This window comes from Aminobacter sp. GW821-FHT11F06 (assembly GCF_058808215.1).
Genome location: NZ_JBXARL010000009.1, coordinates 31,104 through 47,798 on the forward strand (window position 1 = coordinate 31,104; position 16,695 = coordinate 47,798).

Consider the following 16,695-nt stretch of genomic DNA (forward strand, 5'->3'; position numbering starts at 1 on the left):
TTTTGACTCAGGCCTCTGCCAGCTTGAGCATGGCGATGCCGGCGAGCACGACGACAACCCCGCCGAGCTTCAGCGCTCCGAAGCTTTCCCCGAACAGGACGACGCCCATCAGCACAGTGCCGGCAGCCCCGATCCCGGTCCACACCGCATAGGCGGTGCCGACGGGCAACGTCTCCAGCACTCGGCCGAGCAGGTAGACAAAGGCTGCCAGCAGCAGCACCGAGACTGCCGACCAGCCGAGCCGCGTGTAGCCCTCGGCATATTTCATCGACACCGCCCAGGCGACGTCGAGCACGCCGGCCACGACCAGCAGTATCCAGGCGGCGCTCTGGCTCATGGTCAGGCCGCGAGCTTCATGCCTTCGGCCAACATCGCCTGGCGCACCTTCGGCCGCGCACCGATGCGGTCCATGTAGGCGCACAGCCGTGGGAAGGCCGAAAGATCGACCTTGGCGAAAGCCGACCAGCCGACGATGGTGAACAGATAGGCATCGGCGGCGGTGAAGGTCTCGCCCATCAGGAATGGGCCGGAAGTCGTGAGATGGCTTTCGACATAGGTAAGGCGCTGGGCGATCTTGCCGCGCGCCACTTCCTGCGCCTGGGCGCCGTACTCGGGATGAAACAGCCATGGGCTGTACATCTTGTGCAGTTCGGTCGCGACGAAGTTGAGCCATGACTGCAGCTGATAGCGTTCGCGCGTACCGGCCGCCGGCGCTAGCCTCGCTTCCGGCTTGAGGTCGGCGAGATACTGGACGATGGCGGCGCCCTCGGTCAGGAGCGAACCGTCGTCGAGTTCGAGGACGGGCACATAGCTGTTCGGGTTCACCTTGGTGAAGTCGCGCCCGGCGCCGGTGACATGCGGCTGCTTGAAGATGTCGACACGCTCGATGTCGAGCGCGATGCCGGCTTCGAGCGCCACGATGTGTGGCGAGAGCGAGCAGGTGCCGGTGGCGTAGTAGAGTTTCATGATCTGTCCTCTTGGGTTCGACCGTGTGGTCGTTGCTTCCAGGGATCAATCTAGGCGTTGCGCATTCGCAACGCTCATTGGGTTTTCGCCAGTCGTACTTGCATGACTGCAAGCTGTAGCCATGCTAGAAAGCTCGCATGGAAGACTGGAACGAACTCAGGCTGGTGCTGTCCGTCGCCCGCGCTGGTACCCTGACGGTGGCAGCCGCAGCGCTTGGCATCGACCATTCCACGGTGTTTCGCCGGCTCAACGCGCTGGAACAGCGGCTTGCCGTGCGTGTTTTCGAGCGCCTGCCCGGCGGCGTCTATCAGCTGACGCCTCCGGGCGAACGCATGGCCGCTGCCGCCGAGCGCATGGAAGACGAGGCGCTGGCGCTCGCCCGTGACATTGCCGGCGCCGATGGCCGCCTGTCCGGACGGCTGCGCATCACCTCATCTGAAACGCTGGCCTACTCCAGGCTGACCGGGCATCTCGCCGCCTTCCGGCGGGCGCATCCGGGCATCGTCGTCGAATTGGCAATCGAAAACCGCGTGCTCTCCCTGTCGCGCCGCGAGGCCGACGTGGCACTGCGGCCGATCCGGCCCAAGGAGGGCGATCTCTGGGGCCGCAAGCTTGCCGGCGTCGCCTGGACCCTCTTTGCCTCCCCCGCCTATCTCGATGCCAATGGCGGGCTGATCGAAGGGCCTGGCAATCTTGGCCATCATGTGCTGATTGGCTGGGAGGAGACGGCTGGCGGCATCATGGCCGCAGACTGGCTCGATCGCGCGGTGCCTGCCGGTGGCTTCGTCTACCGCACCAACAGCCTGGTCAACCAGGCGGTCGCGGCCCGGGCCGGCATCGGCATGGCGCTTTTGCCCTGCTATCTCGGCGACGGCGAGCCCGGTCTCGTCCGTGCCATCGCCGAGCCGTTGCCCGAGCTTGCCGGCGAATTGTGGATCGTCACCCATTCCGACCTGAAAGGCACCGCGCGGGTCCGCGCGTTCTTCGATGTCGTCGGCGACGGCCTCGCTCGTGAACGCGATCTGTTTGAAGGCAGGCGCTGCGGCTGATCGGCGGCCGTGGGTTGGGGCTGGTGTGGCAATTGACGCCGAAAATCACACAGGCTTGCTCGACTGCAATCGAACCTGAATAATGGTTCGACGCTGAAATCGAGAGATGCACTGGCAAGGGAGAGGCAGCCATGTTGTACGCTATCCTGGCGTATCACGCCGAGGGAGTGGTCGAATCCTGGACCGATGAGGAGGATGCGGCCCTGATGACGGATTTGCTGGAGATCAACGATCGGCTTGTCCGGGAAAAGCGCCTGGGTCCGGCCGCGCGCCTGGGGGCAACGGAAAATGCTGTGACCTTGAGGGGGAAAGGGCTTGGCATTGTCACCGACGGTCCCTTTGCCGAGACCAAGGAGCAATTGCTCGGTTTCTACGTCGTGGACTATCCAACGATCGACGCAGCTGTCGCAGCAGCACGCGAACTGCGCTCTGCCAACCCGACTGCAGTGTACGAGATCCGGCCGATCTCGCTCTATCTCCCAGGTGTCGCAATGGCGGCGCGGGACGACAACTAGCGAAGCTTTCGCCATCTGAACTGTTCGCCATTGCCTGTTCAGGCGCTACGGCGCTGACGTATGCAGGTTTTGCTTGACCAAGGCACTCGGTGATCGCCGGTTGCCCGGCACCGCAATCGTCTGCATGGCCCGGCGCACGCCTGGCATTTGAAGCTCACCAGCGCAAAGCAGCCGAGCCACGAGACATGCGCTCAGTGCCAGAAGCTGCAATAGGGTCGAAGCCGTTTTCATAGCTATCGCCGGTCAATAACGACCTGTCTGAAGCGTTGGCCACTTCAGCTCGCGGTTCGGTTGATTGGTTCTGCGAATGCTCGGATGCGGTCGTTGTGCCGATCAAATCCGAAGACTGACTATTCATAGCATGAAAAATAGTTTCACACTAGAGGAATCTCTTGGGGCGAGCGGTGGCTTGGTAGGTGTCGAAGGCTGCATGCCGGAGCAATGTCGCTCCGGCATGCATGGGCCCGTCTCAGGCGCCTCTGAGATAGGGCATGACTTCGAGAGCGCCGCGATAGATCATTTCGCCAGCGACGTAGAGGATGATCACCAGGCCGACATAGGCGATCCAGCGATGCTTCTGGAGCAGGCTGGCGATGAAGCTCGCGGCAATACCCATCAGCGCGATCGACAGGATCAAGCCGAAGACCAGCACGTTGGGATGGTCGCGCGCAGCACCAGCAACGGCCAGCACGTTGTCGAGCGACATCGACACGTCGGCGATGACGATCTGCCAGGCTGCCTGGGCGAAGGTCTTGCGCGGTGCGGCACCGGCAACCTTGCCGTCCTTGTCGATGTCCTGTTCGGACAGCGCTTCCATGGCCTGGGTCTCTTCGGCATGGCTGTGGCGGAGTTCGCGCCACATCTTCCAGCACACCCAAAGCAGCAGCACACCGCCGGCAAGCAACAGGCCGACGATCTGAAGGAGCTGTGTCGTTGCCGCGGCAAAGCCGATGCGCAGAACCGTTGCGGCGATGATGCCGATAAGGATCGCCTTGGCGCGTTGATCTTTTGGCAGGCCCGCCGCGGCGAGACCGATAACGATGGCGTTGTCGCCCGCCAGGACCAGGTCGATCATGATGACCTGGAGCAGAGCCGATAAGGCTTCGGGAGTGAATAGTTCTGTCATGCGGCACCCTTTGCTGTCGCTAGGGCGGCGTGGCTCGCACATGCTCTGCCTCGCGCGGAACCCGCGCGAAACTCGTCAAGTGCTGTCAAGGAGTAAGGAACGTCAAAGCCAGGCCGCCGGATTGAAATTCCAGTCCGACATCACAGCCATTATTGACTGCCAGAGGGGCCCGGCCTGGTGACGGTTTGGTAATCGACCGAGGCGAGAAATTCAAGACTGAATGTGCTGCCGAAGCGCCATCCGAGCACAATCCCCTCACCCAGACGCCATCGACCTTGCGATATCCAAAAACACCCGCACCAGCTTGCCGCCGCTGCGCTCCTTGAGGCAGATCAGCGCCTCGTCCATCAGCATTTCGGGCGCGTCGATCGGGATCCGCACCAACCGCGCATCCTGGCCGAACTCGGCGGCCGAGACGAAGCCCACACCAGCACCTGACGCCACGATCTCGCGCACGGCCTCACGGCCCTCCGCCTCGATCGCCGGCTTGAACTCAAAGCCTTCCTTGATGGCCAGGTCTTCCAGCTTGGCGCGGGTCTTCGAGCCACGCTCGCGCATGACCAGCGGCAGCAACGACAATTCGTGCAGCGACAGCGATTTGGCCGACGCCAGCGGGTGGTCGGTGGAGACGAAGGCGATGATCGGCGTCGAGTTGAGGTTCACCACCTCGAAATCGCGGCCGGTGGGGATTTCGCCGAGCACGCCGATGTCGGCCTCGTAGCTGTAGAGGCTGGAGATGACGGTCTCGGTGTTGCCGGCGCGAACCGACACCTGGATGCCGGGATACTTTTGGCGAAACTGGCCCAGAATGTGCAGCAGATGGTGGGCAGCGTCGGCGACAATGCGCAGCGTGCCCGAGCGCAGCGCGCGGGATTCAGAGAGCAGCTCCAGTGCCTGCTGTTCGGTGTCGAACATGCGGCGGGTGATCTCAAGCAATTGCTGGCCGGCAACCGTCGGCGTCACCTGCTTCTTGTGGCGGTTGAAGAGCAGGACGTCGTATTCTTCCTCAAGCTTGCGCACCTGGTCGGATATCGCCGGCTGGGTGAGAAACAGCGTCTCGGCGGCGCGCGAAAAACCGCCGCAAACAGCGACATAATGGAAGGCTCGAAGCTGAACGTAGCGCATGTTTGCTCCCTGACGTGGGTATCGCCCACCGCTAGCTGAAAGTACCCCGACACCTAACCCCTCCCCACAAGAGGGAGGGGAATGACTTCGCCGCCGACCCTGCCAAACCGATCAACGTTTAGCGGCGCGGGATGGCAAGAAGTCCCCCTCCCCTTGTGGGGAGGGGGTTAGGGGTGGGGGTAATACCCATCGACACAGCGACAATACCAATAAACTGAGCCAATACAATTATCGAATCTAACGATTTGATTTATATTCAAAACCGCCAAGGATAGAGCAAGCGCCACAGCTGCGCGCTTGCAATCGGAGGCTCGCGGCCATGCATTTCATGTTCATCCTGCTGCAACTGGCCGGGGCCATCATGCTGCTCCTGTGGGCGGTGCGCATGGTCCGCACTGGCGTCGAACGCGCCCATGGCGCGGTGCTGCGCGAGGCATTGCGTGGCGCCACCAAGGGACGACTGAAGGCGGCCACGGCCGGCACGGTGCTTGCCATCCTGCTCCAGAGCGCAACCGCGGTTGCCGTGCTTGCCGCAGGCTTCGCCGCCACTGGTGTCTTGACCGTATCGGGCGGACTTGCCGTCATGCTCGGCGCCGATGTCGGCTCGGCACTTGTCGTTCAGGCGCTGTCCTTCGACCTGAGCTGGCTGGTGCCGCTGTTGTTGTTTTTCGGCGCCACCATGTTCCTCAAATTCGAGGCGCGCATCGTCAAGCAGACCGGGCGCACCTTGCTTGGCATCGCCTTCATCCTGATCTCGCTGCGGATGGTCGGAGAGGCGACGGCACCGATGCGCCACAGCGCGTTGCTGCCGATGGCCATCGACTATCTGCGCGGCGATCCCGTGACGGCTTTTGGTGCGGCAGCACTGTTCACATGGCTGATCCATTCCAGCGTCGCTTCGGTGCTGCTGTTCATGTCGATGGCGGCCCAAGGCGTGCTGCCGGCCGAGGTGGCGCTGCCGATGATCCTCGGCGTCAATCTTGGCGCCGGGCTTGTCGCGGTCGGACTGACGCGCGGCCAGGCGATTGATGCCAGGCGTATCCCGGTCGGCAATCTGATTTTCCGTGCAACGGCAGCAATCGCGATCCTCGTTGCCATGCAGGCGACAGAGATCCCATTGGCCTGGTTCGGCGCCAGTGCGGCCCGGCAGGTGGTCAACATGCACCTTGCCTTCAACCTGGCGCTGCTGGTGTTGTGCCTGCCCTTCACCGGGCCGATGGAGCGGTTGGTGGCGCTGATCCTGCCCGATGCGCCGGCAGGCGCGGAAAGCTTCGACCTGATGTCGCGGCGGGTCAGCGCCCTCGACCGTACGGTGATCAAGATGCCGAGCGTGGCGCTCGCCAGCGCCACCCGCGAGGTACTGCGCATGGCCGAGGTGGTGGAGATCATGCTGCGCCCGGTGATGGATCTTTTCGATTCCGGCGACCGTACGCGCGTCGAGCAGGTGCGCAAGCTCGACGAGGAGGTCAATCGCGCTCACACCGACATCAAACTCTATATCGCCGAGGTCAACAGAGGGACGATGACCCAGCAAGAGGCGCGGCGCGGCATCGAGCTGACCGACCTTGCCATCAATCTCGAACATGCCGGCGATATCATCGCCAAGAACCTTCTGGTGCTGGCGCAGGAGAAGAACGACAAGCGGCTGAGTTTTTCCAGGGAAGGCTGGGGCGAACTGACGGCGCTGCATGATCGGGTGCTGGCCAACATGCAGATCGCCATGAACGTGCTGGTGTCGGGCGACCTCGATGCCGCGCGCCAGCTGGTGGTCGAAAAGGAGCGCATGCGCAAACTCGAACGCGAAAGCCACGAGCGGCATCTGCTCCGGCTGCAATCTGGCTCGCCGCAAAGCATCGAGACCAGCGACATCCACCTCGAAGCGGTGCGGGCGCTCAAGGAGTTCAACTCGCTTCTTGTCTCGGTCGCGTACCCGATCCTGACCCAGAGCGGCGACCTGCTGGAAAGCCGGCTTGCCAAGATCGCGTGACGGAATTGCCCGTCATATAGCCATCATCGTTTCAGCTTATGAATGAATACAAAATAACGATTTTACATATGGATTGCCGGCCAGCAATGTGAAGCCGAACCAGACATCTGAAGACGGCGAGGAGAAAGAAATGCTGTCCGAATACAAGCTTGCGGCTCAAGCCCCCTTCCCGGCACCAGCGCTCGGCGAGCCCTATCTGCTGACGCCCGGTCCGCTGACCACCTCCTATGCGGTCAAGCAGGCGATGCTGCGCGACTGGGGCTCATGGGACGGCGACTTCCGGGCCATGACGGCGGAGATGCGCCAGCGTCTTCTGGCCATGCTCGGCGACGGAAACAGCGAGTTCGACTGCGTGCCGATGCAAGGCAGCGGCAGCTTCGCCGTCGAGGCGATGCTCGGCTCCTTCATACCGCGCGACGGCAAGGCGCTGGTGCTGGTCAACGGCGCCTATGGCCAGCGCATCGTCCAGACGCTCGGCTATCTCGGCCGCGACTGTGTGGCAATCGACAAAGGCGACTACATGCCGCCGCGCGGCGACGAAGTGGCTGCTGCGCTCGACGCCGACCCTGCCATCACCCACGTCATCCTCGTTCATTGCGAGACCAGCTCCGGCATCCTCAACCCGGTCGCCGAGATTTCCGAGACGGTCTATGCCAAGGGCCGCAAGTTCCTTGTCGACTCGATGAGCGCGTTCGGCGCCATCCCGCTCAACGTCAGCGAGATCCGCTACGAGGCGATGGTGTCGTCGGCCAACAAGTGCATCGAAGGCGTGCCCGGTTTCGGCTTCATCATCGCCCGCAAGAGCGAGCTTGAGGCAGCCAAGGGCCGCAGCCATTCGCTCAGCCTCGACGTGCATGCCCAGTGGGCGCACATGAACAAGACCGGCCAGTGGCGCTACACGCCGCCAACGCATGTGGTCGCCGCCTTCCTCGAAGCGCTGCGCCAGCATGAGGTCGAGGGCGGTGTTGCCGGTCGCGGCGCGCGCTACGTCAGAAACCGTGACGTGATGGTATCAGGCATGCGCGAACTGGGCTTCGAAACCCTGCTCAAGGATCGCTGGCTGTCGCCGATCATCGTCACCTTCTTCAACCCGGCCCATCCGAACTTTTCCTTCGACCGCTTCTATGAGCTGATGAAGGAAAAGGGCTTCATCATCTATCCGGGCAAGCTGACTGTGGTGGACAGCTTCCGCGTCGGCTGCATCGGGCGGATGGACGAGCATGTCATGCGCAAGGTGGTCGAGGCAGCAGGCCAGTCGCTCAGTGAGATGGGCGTCGACACTGCGGCTCCTCCCGCCGCCGCCATCGCCGAGCGCGCCAAGCTCGCCGCCTGATTGCAAAGATTTCAAAGGACCCTCCCCATGAACAAGATGACCACGATCAATGTCAGCGCCAACGGCCGCACCTACGAATGGCCACGCGTGCCGGCGATTGCGATCTGCCTCGACGGCTGCGAGCCGGCCTATCTCGACGAGGCGATCAAGGCGGGCCTGATGCCCTCGCTGGTGAAGATCCGCGCCAAGGGCACCGAGCGCACAGCGCATAGCGTCATCCCGAGCTTCACCAACCCCAACAATCTGTCGATCGCCACCGGCCGCCCGCCGGCAGTGCATGGCATCTGCGGCAACTACCTCTACGAACGCGAGACCGGCAAGGAAGTGATGATGAACGACCCGCGCTTCCTGCGCGCGCCGACCGTCTTCCAGGCCTTCTACGACGCCGGCGCCCGCGTTGCCGTGGTCACCGCCAAGGACAAGCTGCGCGCCCTTCTCGGCAGCGGCCTGAAGTTCGATGAGGGTCGTGCGATCTGCTTCTCGTCGGAAAAGTCCGATGTCTCGACCAAGGCCGAGCACGGCATCGACAATGCATCCGCCTGGCTCGGCAAGCCGGTGCCGGAGGTCTATTCGGCAGAGCTGTCGGAGTTCGTCTTTGCCGCCGGCGTCAAGCTGCTCAAGGAATTCAAGCCTGACGTGATGTACCTGACCACCACCGACTACGTGCAGCACAAATATGCGCCCGGCGTGCCGCAGGCCAATGCCTTCTACGAGATGTTCGACAAATATCTCGGCGAGCTCGATGCGCTCGGTGCGGCCATCGTCATCACCGCCGACCATGGCATGAAGCCCAAGCACAAGGCCGACGGCACCCCTGACGTTGTCTATGTCCAGGACCTGCTCGACGAGTGGCTGGGCAAGGACGCCGCACGCGTCATCTTGCCGATCACCGACCCTTATGTCGTCCACCACGGCGCGCTTGGCTCGTTTGCCACCGCCTACCTGCCCGAGGGTGCCGACCAGGCCGCCATCATGAAGCGCCTGGCCGCCATCGAAGGCATCGACGTGGTCATCGACAATGCCACCGCCAGCGCGCGCTTCGAACTGCCGAGCGACCGCATCGGCGACATCGTGTTGGTCTCGACGGAAAACAAGACAATCGGCACCAGCGAGCATCGCCATGATCTGGCAGCACTCAACGAGCCGCTGCGTTCGCATGGCGGCCTGACCGAGCAGGCGGTGCCGTTCATCGTCAACCGCAAGCTGCCGTCCCTGCCGAACGAACCGGTGCTGCGCAACTTCGATGCGTTCTATTATGCCACCATGGCGGCGGCGCTGGCCTGAGCCCTTATGTCGCCCCCCACTCCGCCTCGCTACGCTCGGCACCTCTCCCCCGTTCGACGGGGGAAAGGAAAGGCGCTGGACTTGCATTGCCCGACATGTTGTCGAGCAGAGGCTGGCGCCGAGATAGCAGACGAAGTTCCTCTCCCCCGTCGAACGGGGGAGAGGTGGCCCGAAGGGCCGGAGTGGGGGTCGATTGTTTTTTGTGCCACCGTGCCCGCCGACCTGCTGGAGCAGACCCAATGACCAAGATCGAAACGTCGATAAAGGTGCGCCATGAGCCCATGCGCATCGCCGGACGCAAGGTCGATGCCGATGGCGTCGTCAACGTCCATTACCCCTACACCAATGCGGTGATCGGCACGGTGCCGGCGGGGCGTGCCGAGCATGCGCGCCAGGCCTTCGACATCGCCGCCAACTACAAGCCGAAGCTGACGCGCTACGAGCGTCAGCAGATCCTGTTTCGCACCGCCGAAGCACTTGCCGCGCGCAAGGAGGAGATCTCCGACATCATCACGCTGGAGCTCGGCATTTCGAAAGCCGACTCCCTCTACGAGGTTGGCCGCGCCTATGACGTGTTCACGCTGTCGGCGCAGATGTGCATCCAGGATGACGGCCAGATCTTCTCCTGCGACCTGACCCCGCACGGCAAGGCGCGGAAGATCTTCACCACGCGCGAGCCGCTTAGGGCGATCTCGGCGATCACGCCCTTCAACCATCCGCTCAACATGGTTTCGCACAAGGTGGCGCCGGCGATTGCCACCAACAATTGCGTGGTGGTCAAGCCGACCGAGCTGACGCCGATGACGGCGCTGATCCTCGCCGACATCCTCTATGAGGCCGGCCTGCCGCCGGAGATGCTGTCGGTGGTGACGGGCATGCCGGCCGACATCGGCGCCGAGATGATCACCAACGAGAACATCGAGCTGATCACCTTCACCGGTGGTGTGCCGGTCGGCAAGATGATCGCCCGCACAGCCGGCTACAAGCGCCAGGTGCTGGAGCTCGGCGGCAATGACCCGCTGATCATCCTCAACGACCTGTCGGACGACGATCTCGCCAAGGCGGCCGATCTCGCCGTTGCCGGCGCCACCAAGAACTCGGGCCAGCGCTGCACCGCGGTCAAGCGCATCCTGTGCCAGGAAAGCGTCGCCGACCGTTTCGTGCCGATGGTGCTCGAACGCGCCAAGAAACTCAAATTCGGCGACCCGATGGACCGCAACACCGACCTCGGCACCGTGGTACACGAGAAGGCCGCAGCGCTGTTTGAAAAGCGCGTCTACATGGCCGCCGAGCAAGGGGCCGAAGTGCTTTATGATCCGGGCCGCAAAGGCGCGCTGTTGCCGCCGATCGTTGTCGACCGCGTGCCGCACACCTCCGAGCTCGTCATGGAAGAGACGTTCGGTCCGATCATCCCGATCGTGCGCGCGCCCGACAATGACGATGCGCTGATCGCGCTGTCCAACTCGACCGCCTTCGGCCTGTCGTCTGGTGTCTGCACCAACGATTTCAGCCGCATGCAAAAATACATCGCCGGCCTTCAGGTCGGCACGGTTAATATCTGGGAAGTCCCGGGATATCGCATCGAAATGTCGCCATTTGGCGGGATCAAGGATTCCGGCAACGGCTACAAGGAAGGCGTCATCGAGGCGATGAAGAGCTTTACCAACGTCAAGACATTCTCGCTGCCATGGTCTTGAGCCGGCAAATCGCATAAGCCTCGATGAGGGAGCGCTCGCGCTCCCTCATTCGCGTCTGGAGGGGAAATGCACTTGATGAATGCCTTGGCGCAGCCGACGACTGGCGCGCCCCTCTCCCGCATAAAAGCCTGATCGCATGTCTGGTTTCGCGCTTACCATCGTGCTGGTCGCGGCATTCCTGCACGCAAGCTGGAATGCCGTCGTCAAGGCGGCAACCGACCGCGCCGTCGTGCTTGCCGCCGTCTCCGCCACCCACGCCACGCTTGGCACGGTGCTGGTCTTGTCCGCGCCGTCGCCGTCGATGGAAAGCTGGATCTACATCTTCTTGTCGACAGTCATCCACTTCGGCTACTACGTCTTCTTGTTCCAGTCCTACCGGTTCGGCGACCTCAGCCAGGTCTATCCCATCGCGCGTGGACTGGCCCCCGCACTTGTCGCCTTCGGCGCCTATGTGATGATCGGCGAAACGCTGCCGCCACTGGGCTGGGTCGGGCTCGCGGCGATCACATTCGGCATCGGTTTCCTTGCTTTCCAGCGCGGGGCCGCGAATGCCGATCCGCGCGCGGTGGCCGCCGCAGCGATCAACGGCGTTCTGATCGCTTCTTATTCGGTCGTCGACGGTATCGGCGTGCGCCTGTCCGACAGCCCGTTCGGCTATATGGGCTGGCTGTTCCTGCTCGAATTTCCAGTGACATTGTTCGTGCTGTTTCGCCGGCGCGGCGCCACCCACACCATCGATCTCCGCACCGTCGGGCTGGGGCTGATCGGCGGGCTGGGTGCTGTCACCGCCTATGGCCTGGTCATCTACGCCAAGACAATCGCACCGCTCGGCGCGGTGTCGGCGGTCAGGGAATCGAGCGTCATCATCGCGGCACTGATCGGCCTGTTCATCTTCGGCGAACGGCCCTGGCCGGCGCGCATCGTCTCGGCGGTCATTGTCGCCTGCGGCGTCATCGCGCTCGCCTTTTCCTGATCGTTTCACCGGCTTGAAACAACGCCGTCACATACCTGTCGCACATCTGTGCCGCTCATAAGCTGAGCCTACAGTATCATAAAAAGAATAGATTTTACTTATTGACCCCTCGTTCCCACTATCAGCCTTGGACGAGGCGTAATCGGGGCATTTGCAGCACGCGCATCCCTGTTCAGACCTCTCCCAATCAGAACGTGACCAAGCGATTCAAATGGGAGCCAGATATCAATGAACCAGAAGAAATCCTTCGTGCTCGCCGCATTTGCCACCATGATGATGTCATCGGCGGCATGGGCGGAGACGCAGCTCACCGTCTATACGGCGATCGAAGCGGAAGACCTCAAGCGCTACGCCGAGTCCTTCAGCCAGGACCATCCCGACATCAAGCTCAACTTCATCCGCGACTCCACCGGTGTCATCACCGCCAAGCTGCTCGCCGAGAAGGACAATCCGCAGGCCGACGTGATCTGGGGTCTGGCAGCAACCTCGCTTCTGGTGCTGAAGAGCCAGGGCATGCTCGAAGCCTATGCCCCGAAGGGCGTGGAGCAGCTCAAGCCCAATTTCATCGACAAGGACACCCCGCCAAGCTGGGTCGGCATGGACGCCTGGGCAGCCTCGATCTGCTTCAACACCGTTGAAGGCCAGAAGCTCGGCCTGACCGCCCCCAAGAGCTGGAAGGACCTGGCCAAACCCGAATACAAGGGCCATGTCGTGATGCCCAATCCGGCATCGTCGGGCACCGGCTTCCTCGACGTGTCGAGCTGGCTGCAACTGTTCGGCGAGAAGGAGGGCTGGTCCTACATGGATGGCCTGCACCAGAACGTCGCCAGCTACACACATTCCGGCTCGAAGCCCTGCAAGATGGCGGCGGCCGGTGAGACCGTGATCGGCATCTCCTTCGAGTTCCGTGCCGCCAAGTCGAAGGCCGAAGGCGCGCCGCTCGACATCATCATCCCCGCGGAAGGCATCGGCTGGGACATGGAAGCCTCGGCAATCGTTGCTGGTACCGCCAACGAAGAAGCCGCCAAGACCTTGCTCGACTGGTCGATCACCAAGAAGGCCAACGAGATGTACAATGTCGGCTACGCCGTCGTCGCCATGCCTGGTGTCGCCAAGCCGGTCCAGTATTTGCCGGCCGACATCGAAGAAAAGATGATCAAGAACGACTTCGAATGGGCGGCCAACAACCGCAAGACCATCCTCGAGGAATGGACCAAGCGTTACGACTCCAAGTCCGAGCCGAAGAGCTGACACCGGCTTTTGCCTGTTGAACCGGGCGCCGCCACAAGCGGCGTCCGGTCTCTTGCCCCAGAGCGCGGTCTGCAAAAATGGGACCCGGTTTTGCGTCCGGTCGCGCCCTGCCCCTTGAAGCGGCACATGATCTTTTCGCCAAAGTCGTTCAACTTGGCGGATCATGCGCAAGCCGGATCATCACGATGAAACACGAGACCCTCGCCGAGCAGCCGCGAACTCCAGTTGACGTGAGCGCCATGACCGCTGCCAGCCTGAACGTGAAGCCTGCCTACCTCAAGATATCCAATGTCTGGAAGGCCTTCGGCGATTTCCATGCGCTGAAGGACATTTCCCTCGACATCCGCGAAGGCGAGTTCGTCTGTTTCCTCGGCCCCTCCGGCTGCGGCAAGACCACATTGTTGCGCGCAGTTGCTGGTCTTGACCTGCAAACGCGCGGCTCGATCCACCAGGGCGGCAAGGACGTCTCCACCTTGCCACCGTCGCAGCGCGACTACGGCATCGTCTTCCAGTCCTACGCGCTGTTTCCCAATCTGACGATCGCCAAGAACATCGCCTTCGGCCTCGAAAACACCAAGCGCCCGCGCGCCGAGATCGAAAAGCGTGTCGCCGAACTGCTCGAACTCGTCGGCCTGCCCGACCAGGCCAACAAATATCCAGCCCAGCTCTCCGGCGGGCAGCAGCAGCGCATCGCGCTCGCCCGAGCCATTGCCATTTCGCCCGGCCTTCTGCTGCTCGACGAACCATTGTCGGCGCTCGACGCCAAGGTGCGCGTTCATCTTCGCCATGAGATCAAGGAGCTGCAGCGCAAGCTTGGCGTCACCACCATCATGGTCACCCACGACCAGGAAGAAGCCTTGTCGATGGCCGACCGCATCGTCGTGATGAACCATGGCGTCATCGAGCAGATCGGCACGCCGACGGAGATCTACCGGCATCCCGCGACGCTGTTTGTCGCCGACTTCATCGGCGAGGCCAACAAGTTCAAGGGCAAGGCCCACAAGGGCGCGGTAAGCTTTGGCTCGAAGACCTTCAAATGCGCGGCCCATGCGTTTGACGCTGGCGCTCCGGTCATTGCAGCCATCCGGCCCGAGGATGTCATTCCGCACGGGCCTGGGGCGCGTTCACCTGGCGCGCCCGATGTCGTGAAAGAACCGGCGAACCTGCTCGATGTCACCATCGGTGAGATGGAATTCCTCGGCTCGTTCTGGCGCACCCGGCTGCGTGGCGCCGATCTTGGCGACGAGACGCTGATCGCCGATTTCTCGATCAATGCCGCCCGGCGCCTGGGGCTTGCCGAAGGTGGTGCGCTGACTGTCGAACTGCCCGAAGAGCGGCTGCTGGTCTATCCCCGAGGGGAAGCGTCATGACCCTGGCAATTGTTGCGGGCCTGCCCGCTGGCCGCACGCTGAAGCTCGCGCTCGACAAGGACGAAATGATCAAGCGCGGGCTGATGGTGGTCATCGCACTGTATCTCATCGTGGCATTGGCGGCCCCGCTTTATGTCATGTTGTCGAAGTCGTTTTCGACCTACAGCTTCGATCTGGCCAGGTTCGAGTTCCAGGTCAGCGATAGCTCGGGCAACTGGGGTGCGCCGGTCACGGCCTTTGCGCTCAATGAAAAGCTCAACACGCTAACGCCCGAAAAGCTCGCCACCAATTCCGATGGTCGCTTGCAAGCGACGAGTCTTTTCCCTGACTTCAGTTTCCGCAGCCCGGTGAAATACAAGATCCGCGGCACCTCATCGGACGCCTCTTTCCTCGTCGGCCTGCAATTGCACAAGGGTACCGAGTGGCTCGAGCTCGGCTCCAACGATTTCCGCCGCGTGATGCTGAGGCCGTCGCGATCGATCGGGCTTGAAAACTACACCACCTATTTCTCGACGCCGACCCTGTTTCGCTCGATCGAGAACTCGGTCTTCATTGCCGTCATCAGCACCATCGTGACGGTCGGGCTGGCCTTCGGTTTCGCTTATGCGCTCAACCGCAGCTGCATGCGCTTCAAGGATGCCTTCAAGCTTGTCGCCATGGTGCCGATCCTGGTGCCGTCGCTGCTGCCGGGCATCGCGCTGATCTATCTGTTCGGCAACCAGGGCATGCTCAAAGACGTGCTGATGGGGGTGCCGATCTACGGGCCGCTCGGCATCGTCATCGGCTCGGTGTTCTTCGCTTTCCCGCACGCCATGATCATCATTTCGACGGCTCTGGCGATCTCCGACCAGCGCCACTACGAGGCAGCCGCCTCGCTGCGCGCCAGCAGTTGGCGCACCTTCTGGACGGTCACCATCCCCGGTGCGCGCTACGGTTTGATCTCGGCGGCCTTTGTCGTCTTCACGCTCGTCATCACCGATTTCGGCCTGCCCAAGGTGATCGGCGGGCAATACAACGTGCTTGCCGTCGACATCTACAAGCAGGTCATCGGCCAGCAGAATTTCGAGATGGGCGCGGTGGTTTCGGTGATCCTGCTCGTGCCGGCCATCGCCGCCTTCGTCGTCGACCGCATGGTGCAGAAAAAGCAGGTCGCGCTCCTGTCTGCCCGCTCGGTGCCCTACCAGCCCAAGCCGAACCGGCGTTTCGACGCGCTGTGCCTGACCTGGTGTTCGCTGATCGCCGTCTTCATCCTGGGCATCATGGCAACGAGCCAGCTCGCAGCACTGGTCAAGCTGTGGCCCTACGACATGAGCTTCAGCCTCAAGCATTTCGCCTTCGACCGCATGGACGGCGGCGGTTGGGGTTCGTACTACAACTCGATCCGGCTCGCCGGCCTGACAGCGATCTTCGGCACCATCATCGTTTTCGTCGGTGCCTATATGGTCGAAAAGACCGAAGGCTTCCGCACAGGACGCTCGGCATTCCAGTTCCTCGCCATGCTGCCCATGGCGGTGCCAGGCATGGTGCTGGGTCTCGCCTACATCTTCTTCTTCAACGATCCAGCCAACCCGCTGCATGCCATCTATGGCACCATGACCATCCTTGTCGTCTGCACCATCACCCACTTCTACACCGTCGGGCACCTGACCGCGCTGACGGCGTTGAAGCAGATAGACCAGGAGTTCGAGCCAGTGGCGGCGTCGCTCAAGCAGCCATTCTACAGGCTGTTTGCCCGGGTCACGGTGCCGGTCTGCCTGCCGGCGATCCTCGACATCTCGATCTACCTGTTCGTCAACGCCATGACGACGGTATCGGCGGTGGTGTTTCTCTATTCGAAGGACACCGCACTGGCCTCGGTCGCCGTGCTCAACATGGACGACGCCGGCGACGTGGCACCGGCAGCGGCGATGGCGATGATGATCTTCTACACCAACGCCGCCGCACGCCTGATCCACCTGTTCCTGTCCAAGGTGCTGATCGCGCGGACGCAGGCCTGGCGGTTGCGGTAGTCCTCCCTGG

14 protein-coding genes are annotated in these 16,695 nt (G+C 62.5%); 10 read left to right on the top strand and 4 right to left on the bottom strand.

What is annotated here, in order from left to right; genetic code table 11:
- Positions 1 to 7 precede the first annotated feature (7 nt).
- Together AC1RTB_RS20645 and gstA are read right to left on the bottom strand one after the other, a co-directional pair.
- Complete coding sequence (locus tag AC1RTB_RS20645) at positions 8 to 337, bottom strand: DMT family transporter (RefSeq protein WP_492879256.1); 330 nt, start codon at positions 335 to 337, stop codon at positions 8 to 10.
- A 2-nt stretch (positions 338 to 339) separates the two neighbouring features.
- Positions 340 to 966, bottom strand: a complete 627-nt coding sequence (gene gstA / locus AC1RTB_RS20650) for a glutathione transferase GstA (RefSeq protein WP_492879258.1) — start codon at positions 964 to 966, stop codon at positions 340 to 342.
- A 137-nt stretch (positions 967 to 1,103) separates the two neighbouring features.
- On the opposite strand from gstA, the gene AC1RTB_RS20655 reads away from it, so the two are divergent.
- The gene (locus tag AC1RTB_RS20655; protein WP_492879260.1) at positions 1,104 to 2,015 is read left to right on the top strand and encodes a LysR family transcriptional regulator; all 912 of its coding nucleotides are present in this window, start codon (positions 1,104 to 1,106) and stop codon (positions 2,013 to 2,015) included.
- A 131-nt stretch (positions 2,016 to 2,146) separates the two neighbouring features.
- Positions 2,147 to 2,530 carry a YciI family protein gene (locus tag AC1RTB_RS20660; RefSeq protein WP_492879262.1) on the top strand — a complete coding sequence of 128 codons (384 nt, stop codon included), beginning with the start codon at positions 2,147 to 2,149 and terminating at the stop codon, positions 2,528 to 2,530.
- A gap of 469 nt (positions 2,531 to 2,999) precedes the next feature.
- On the opposite strand, the gene AC1RTB_RS20665 is transcribed toward AC1RTB_RS20660, so the two are convergent.
- A complete protein-coding gene (locus AC1RTB_RS20665) occupies positions 3,000 to 3,656 on the bottom strand; it encodes a TerC family protein (RefSeq protein ID WP_492879264.1) in 657 nt (218 codons plus the stop codon).
- A gap of 255 nt (positions 3,657 to 3,911) precedes the next feature.
- Complete coding sequence (locus tag AC1RTB_RS20670; protein WP_492879266.1) at positions 3,912 to 4,781, bottom strand: LysR substrate-binding domain-containing protein; 870 nt, start codon at positions 4,779 to 4,781, stop codon at positions 3,912 to 3,914.
- A 319-nt stretch (positions 4,782 to 5,100) separates the two neighbouring features.
- Here AC1RTB_RS20670 and AC1RTB_RS20675 point away from each other — a divergent pair, with 319 nt between their 5' ends.
- The 8 genes from AC1RTB_RS20675 (at position 5,101) to AC1RTB_RS20710 (ending at position 16,685) form a co-directional block, all read left to right on the top strand.
- The gene (locus AC1RTB_RS20675) at positions 5,101 to 6,768 is read left to right on the top strand and encodes a Na/Pi cotransporter family protein (RefSeq protein ID WP_492879268.1); all 1,668 of its coding nucleotides are present in this window, start codon (positions 5,101 to 5,103) and stop codon (positions 6,766 to 6,768) included.
- 130 nt (positions 6,769 to 6,898) lie between these two features.
- A complete protein-coding gene (locus AC1RTB_RS20680) occupies positions 6,899 to 8,101 on the top strand; it encodes a 2-aminoethylphosphonate--pyruvate transaminase (RefSeq protein ID WP_492879270.1) in 1,203 nt (400 codons plus the stop codon).
- Positions 8,102 to 8,128: 27 nt separating this feature from the next.
- Entirely contained in the window at positions 8,129 to 9,385 is a 1,257-nt protein-coding gene (phnA, locus tag AC1RTB_RS20685; RefSeq protein WP_492879271.1) for a phosphonoacetate hydrolase, read from the top strand.
- 239 nt (positions 9,386 to 9,624) lie between these two features.
- The gene (gene phnY / locus AC1RTB_RS20690) at positions 9,625 to 11,082 is read left to right on the top strand and encodes a phosphonoacetaldehyde dehydrogenase (RefSeq protein WP_492879273.1); all 1,458 of its coding nucleotides are present in this window, start codon (positions 9,625 to 9,627) and stop codon (positions 11,080 to 11,082) included.
- A gap of 136 nt (positions 11,083 to 11,218) precedes the next feature.
- Positions 11,219 to 12,055, top strand: a complete 837-nt coding sequence (locus tag AC1RTB_RS20695) for an EamA family transporter (protein ID WP_492879275.1) — start codon at positions 11,219 to 11,221, stop codon at positions 12,053 to 12,055.
- A gap of 228 nt (positions 12,056 to 12,283) precedes the next feature.
- The gene (locus AC1RTB_RS20700; RefSeq protein ID WP_492879277.1) at positions 12,284 to 13,306 is read left to right on the top strand and encodes a putative 2-aminoethylphosphonate ABC transporter substrate-binding protein; all 1,023 of its coding nucleotides are present in this window, start codon (positions 12,284 to 12,286) and stop codon (positions 13,304 to 13,306) included.
- A gap of 185 nt (positions 13,307 to 13,491) precedes the next feature.
- Positions 13,492 to 14,676 carry a putative 2-aminoethylphosphonate ABC transporter ATP-binding protein gene (locus AC1RTB_RS20705; RefSeq protein WP_492879279.1) on the top strand — a complete coding sequence of 395 codons (1,185 nt, stop codon included), beginning with the start codon at positions 13,492 to 13,494 and terminating at the stop codon, positions 14,674 to 14,676.
- Positions 14,673 to 16,685: a putative 2-aminoethylphosphonate ABC transporter permease subunit gene (locus AC1RTB_RS20710; protein ID WP_492879281.1), complete on the top strand. Its 2,013-nt coding sequence runs from the start codon at positions 14,673 to 14,675 to the stop codon at positions 16,683 to 16,685. Before AC1RTB_RS20705 ends, AC1RTB_RS20710 begins: the two co-directional genes overlap by 4 nt.
- Positions 16,686 to 16,695 lie beyond the last annotated feature (10 nt).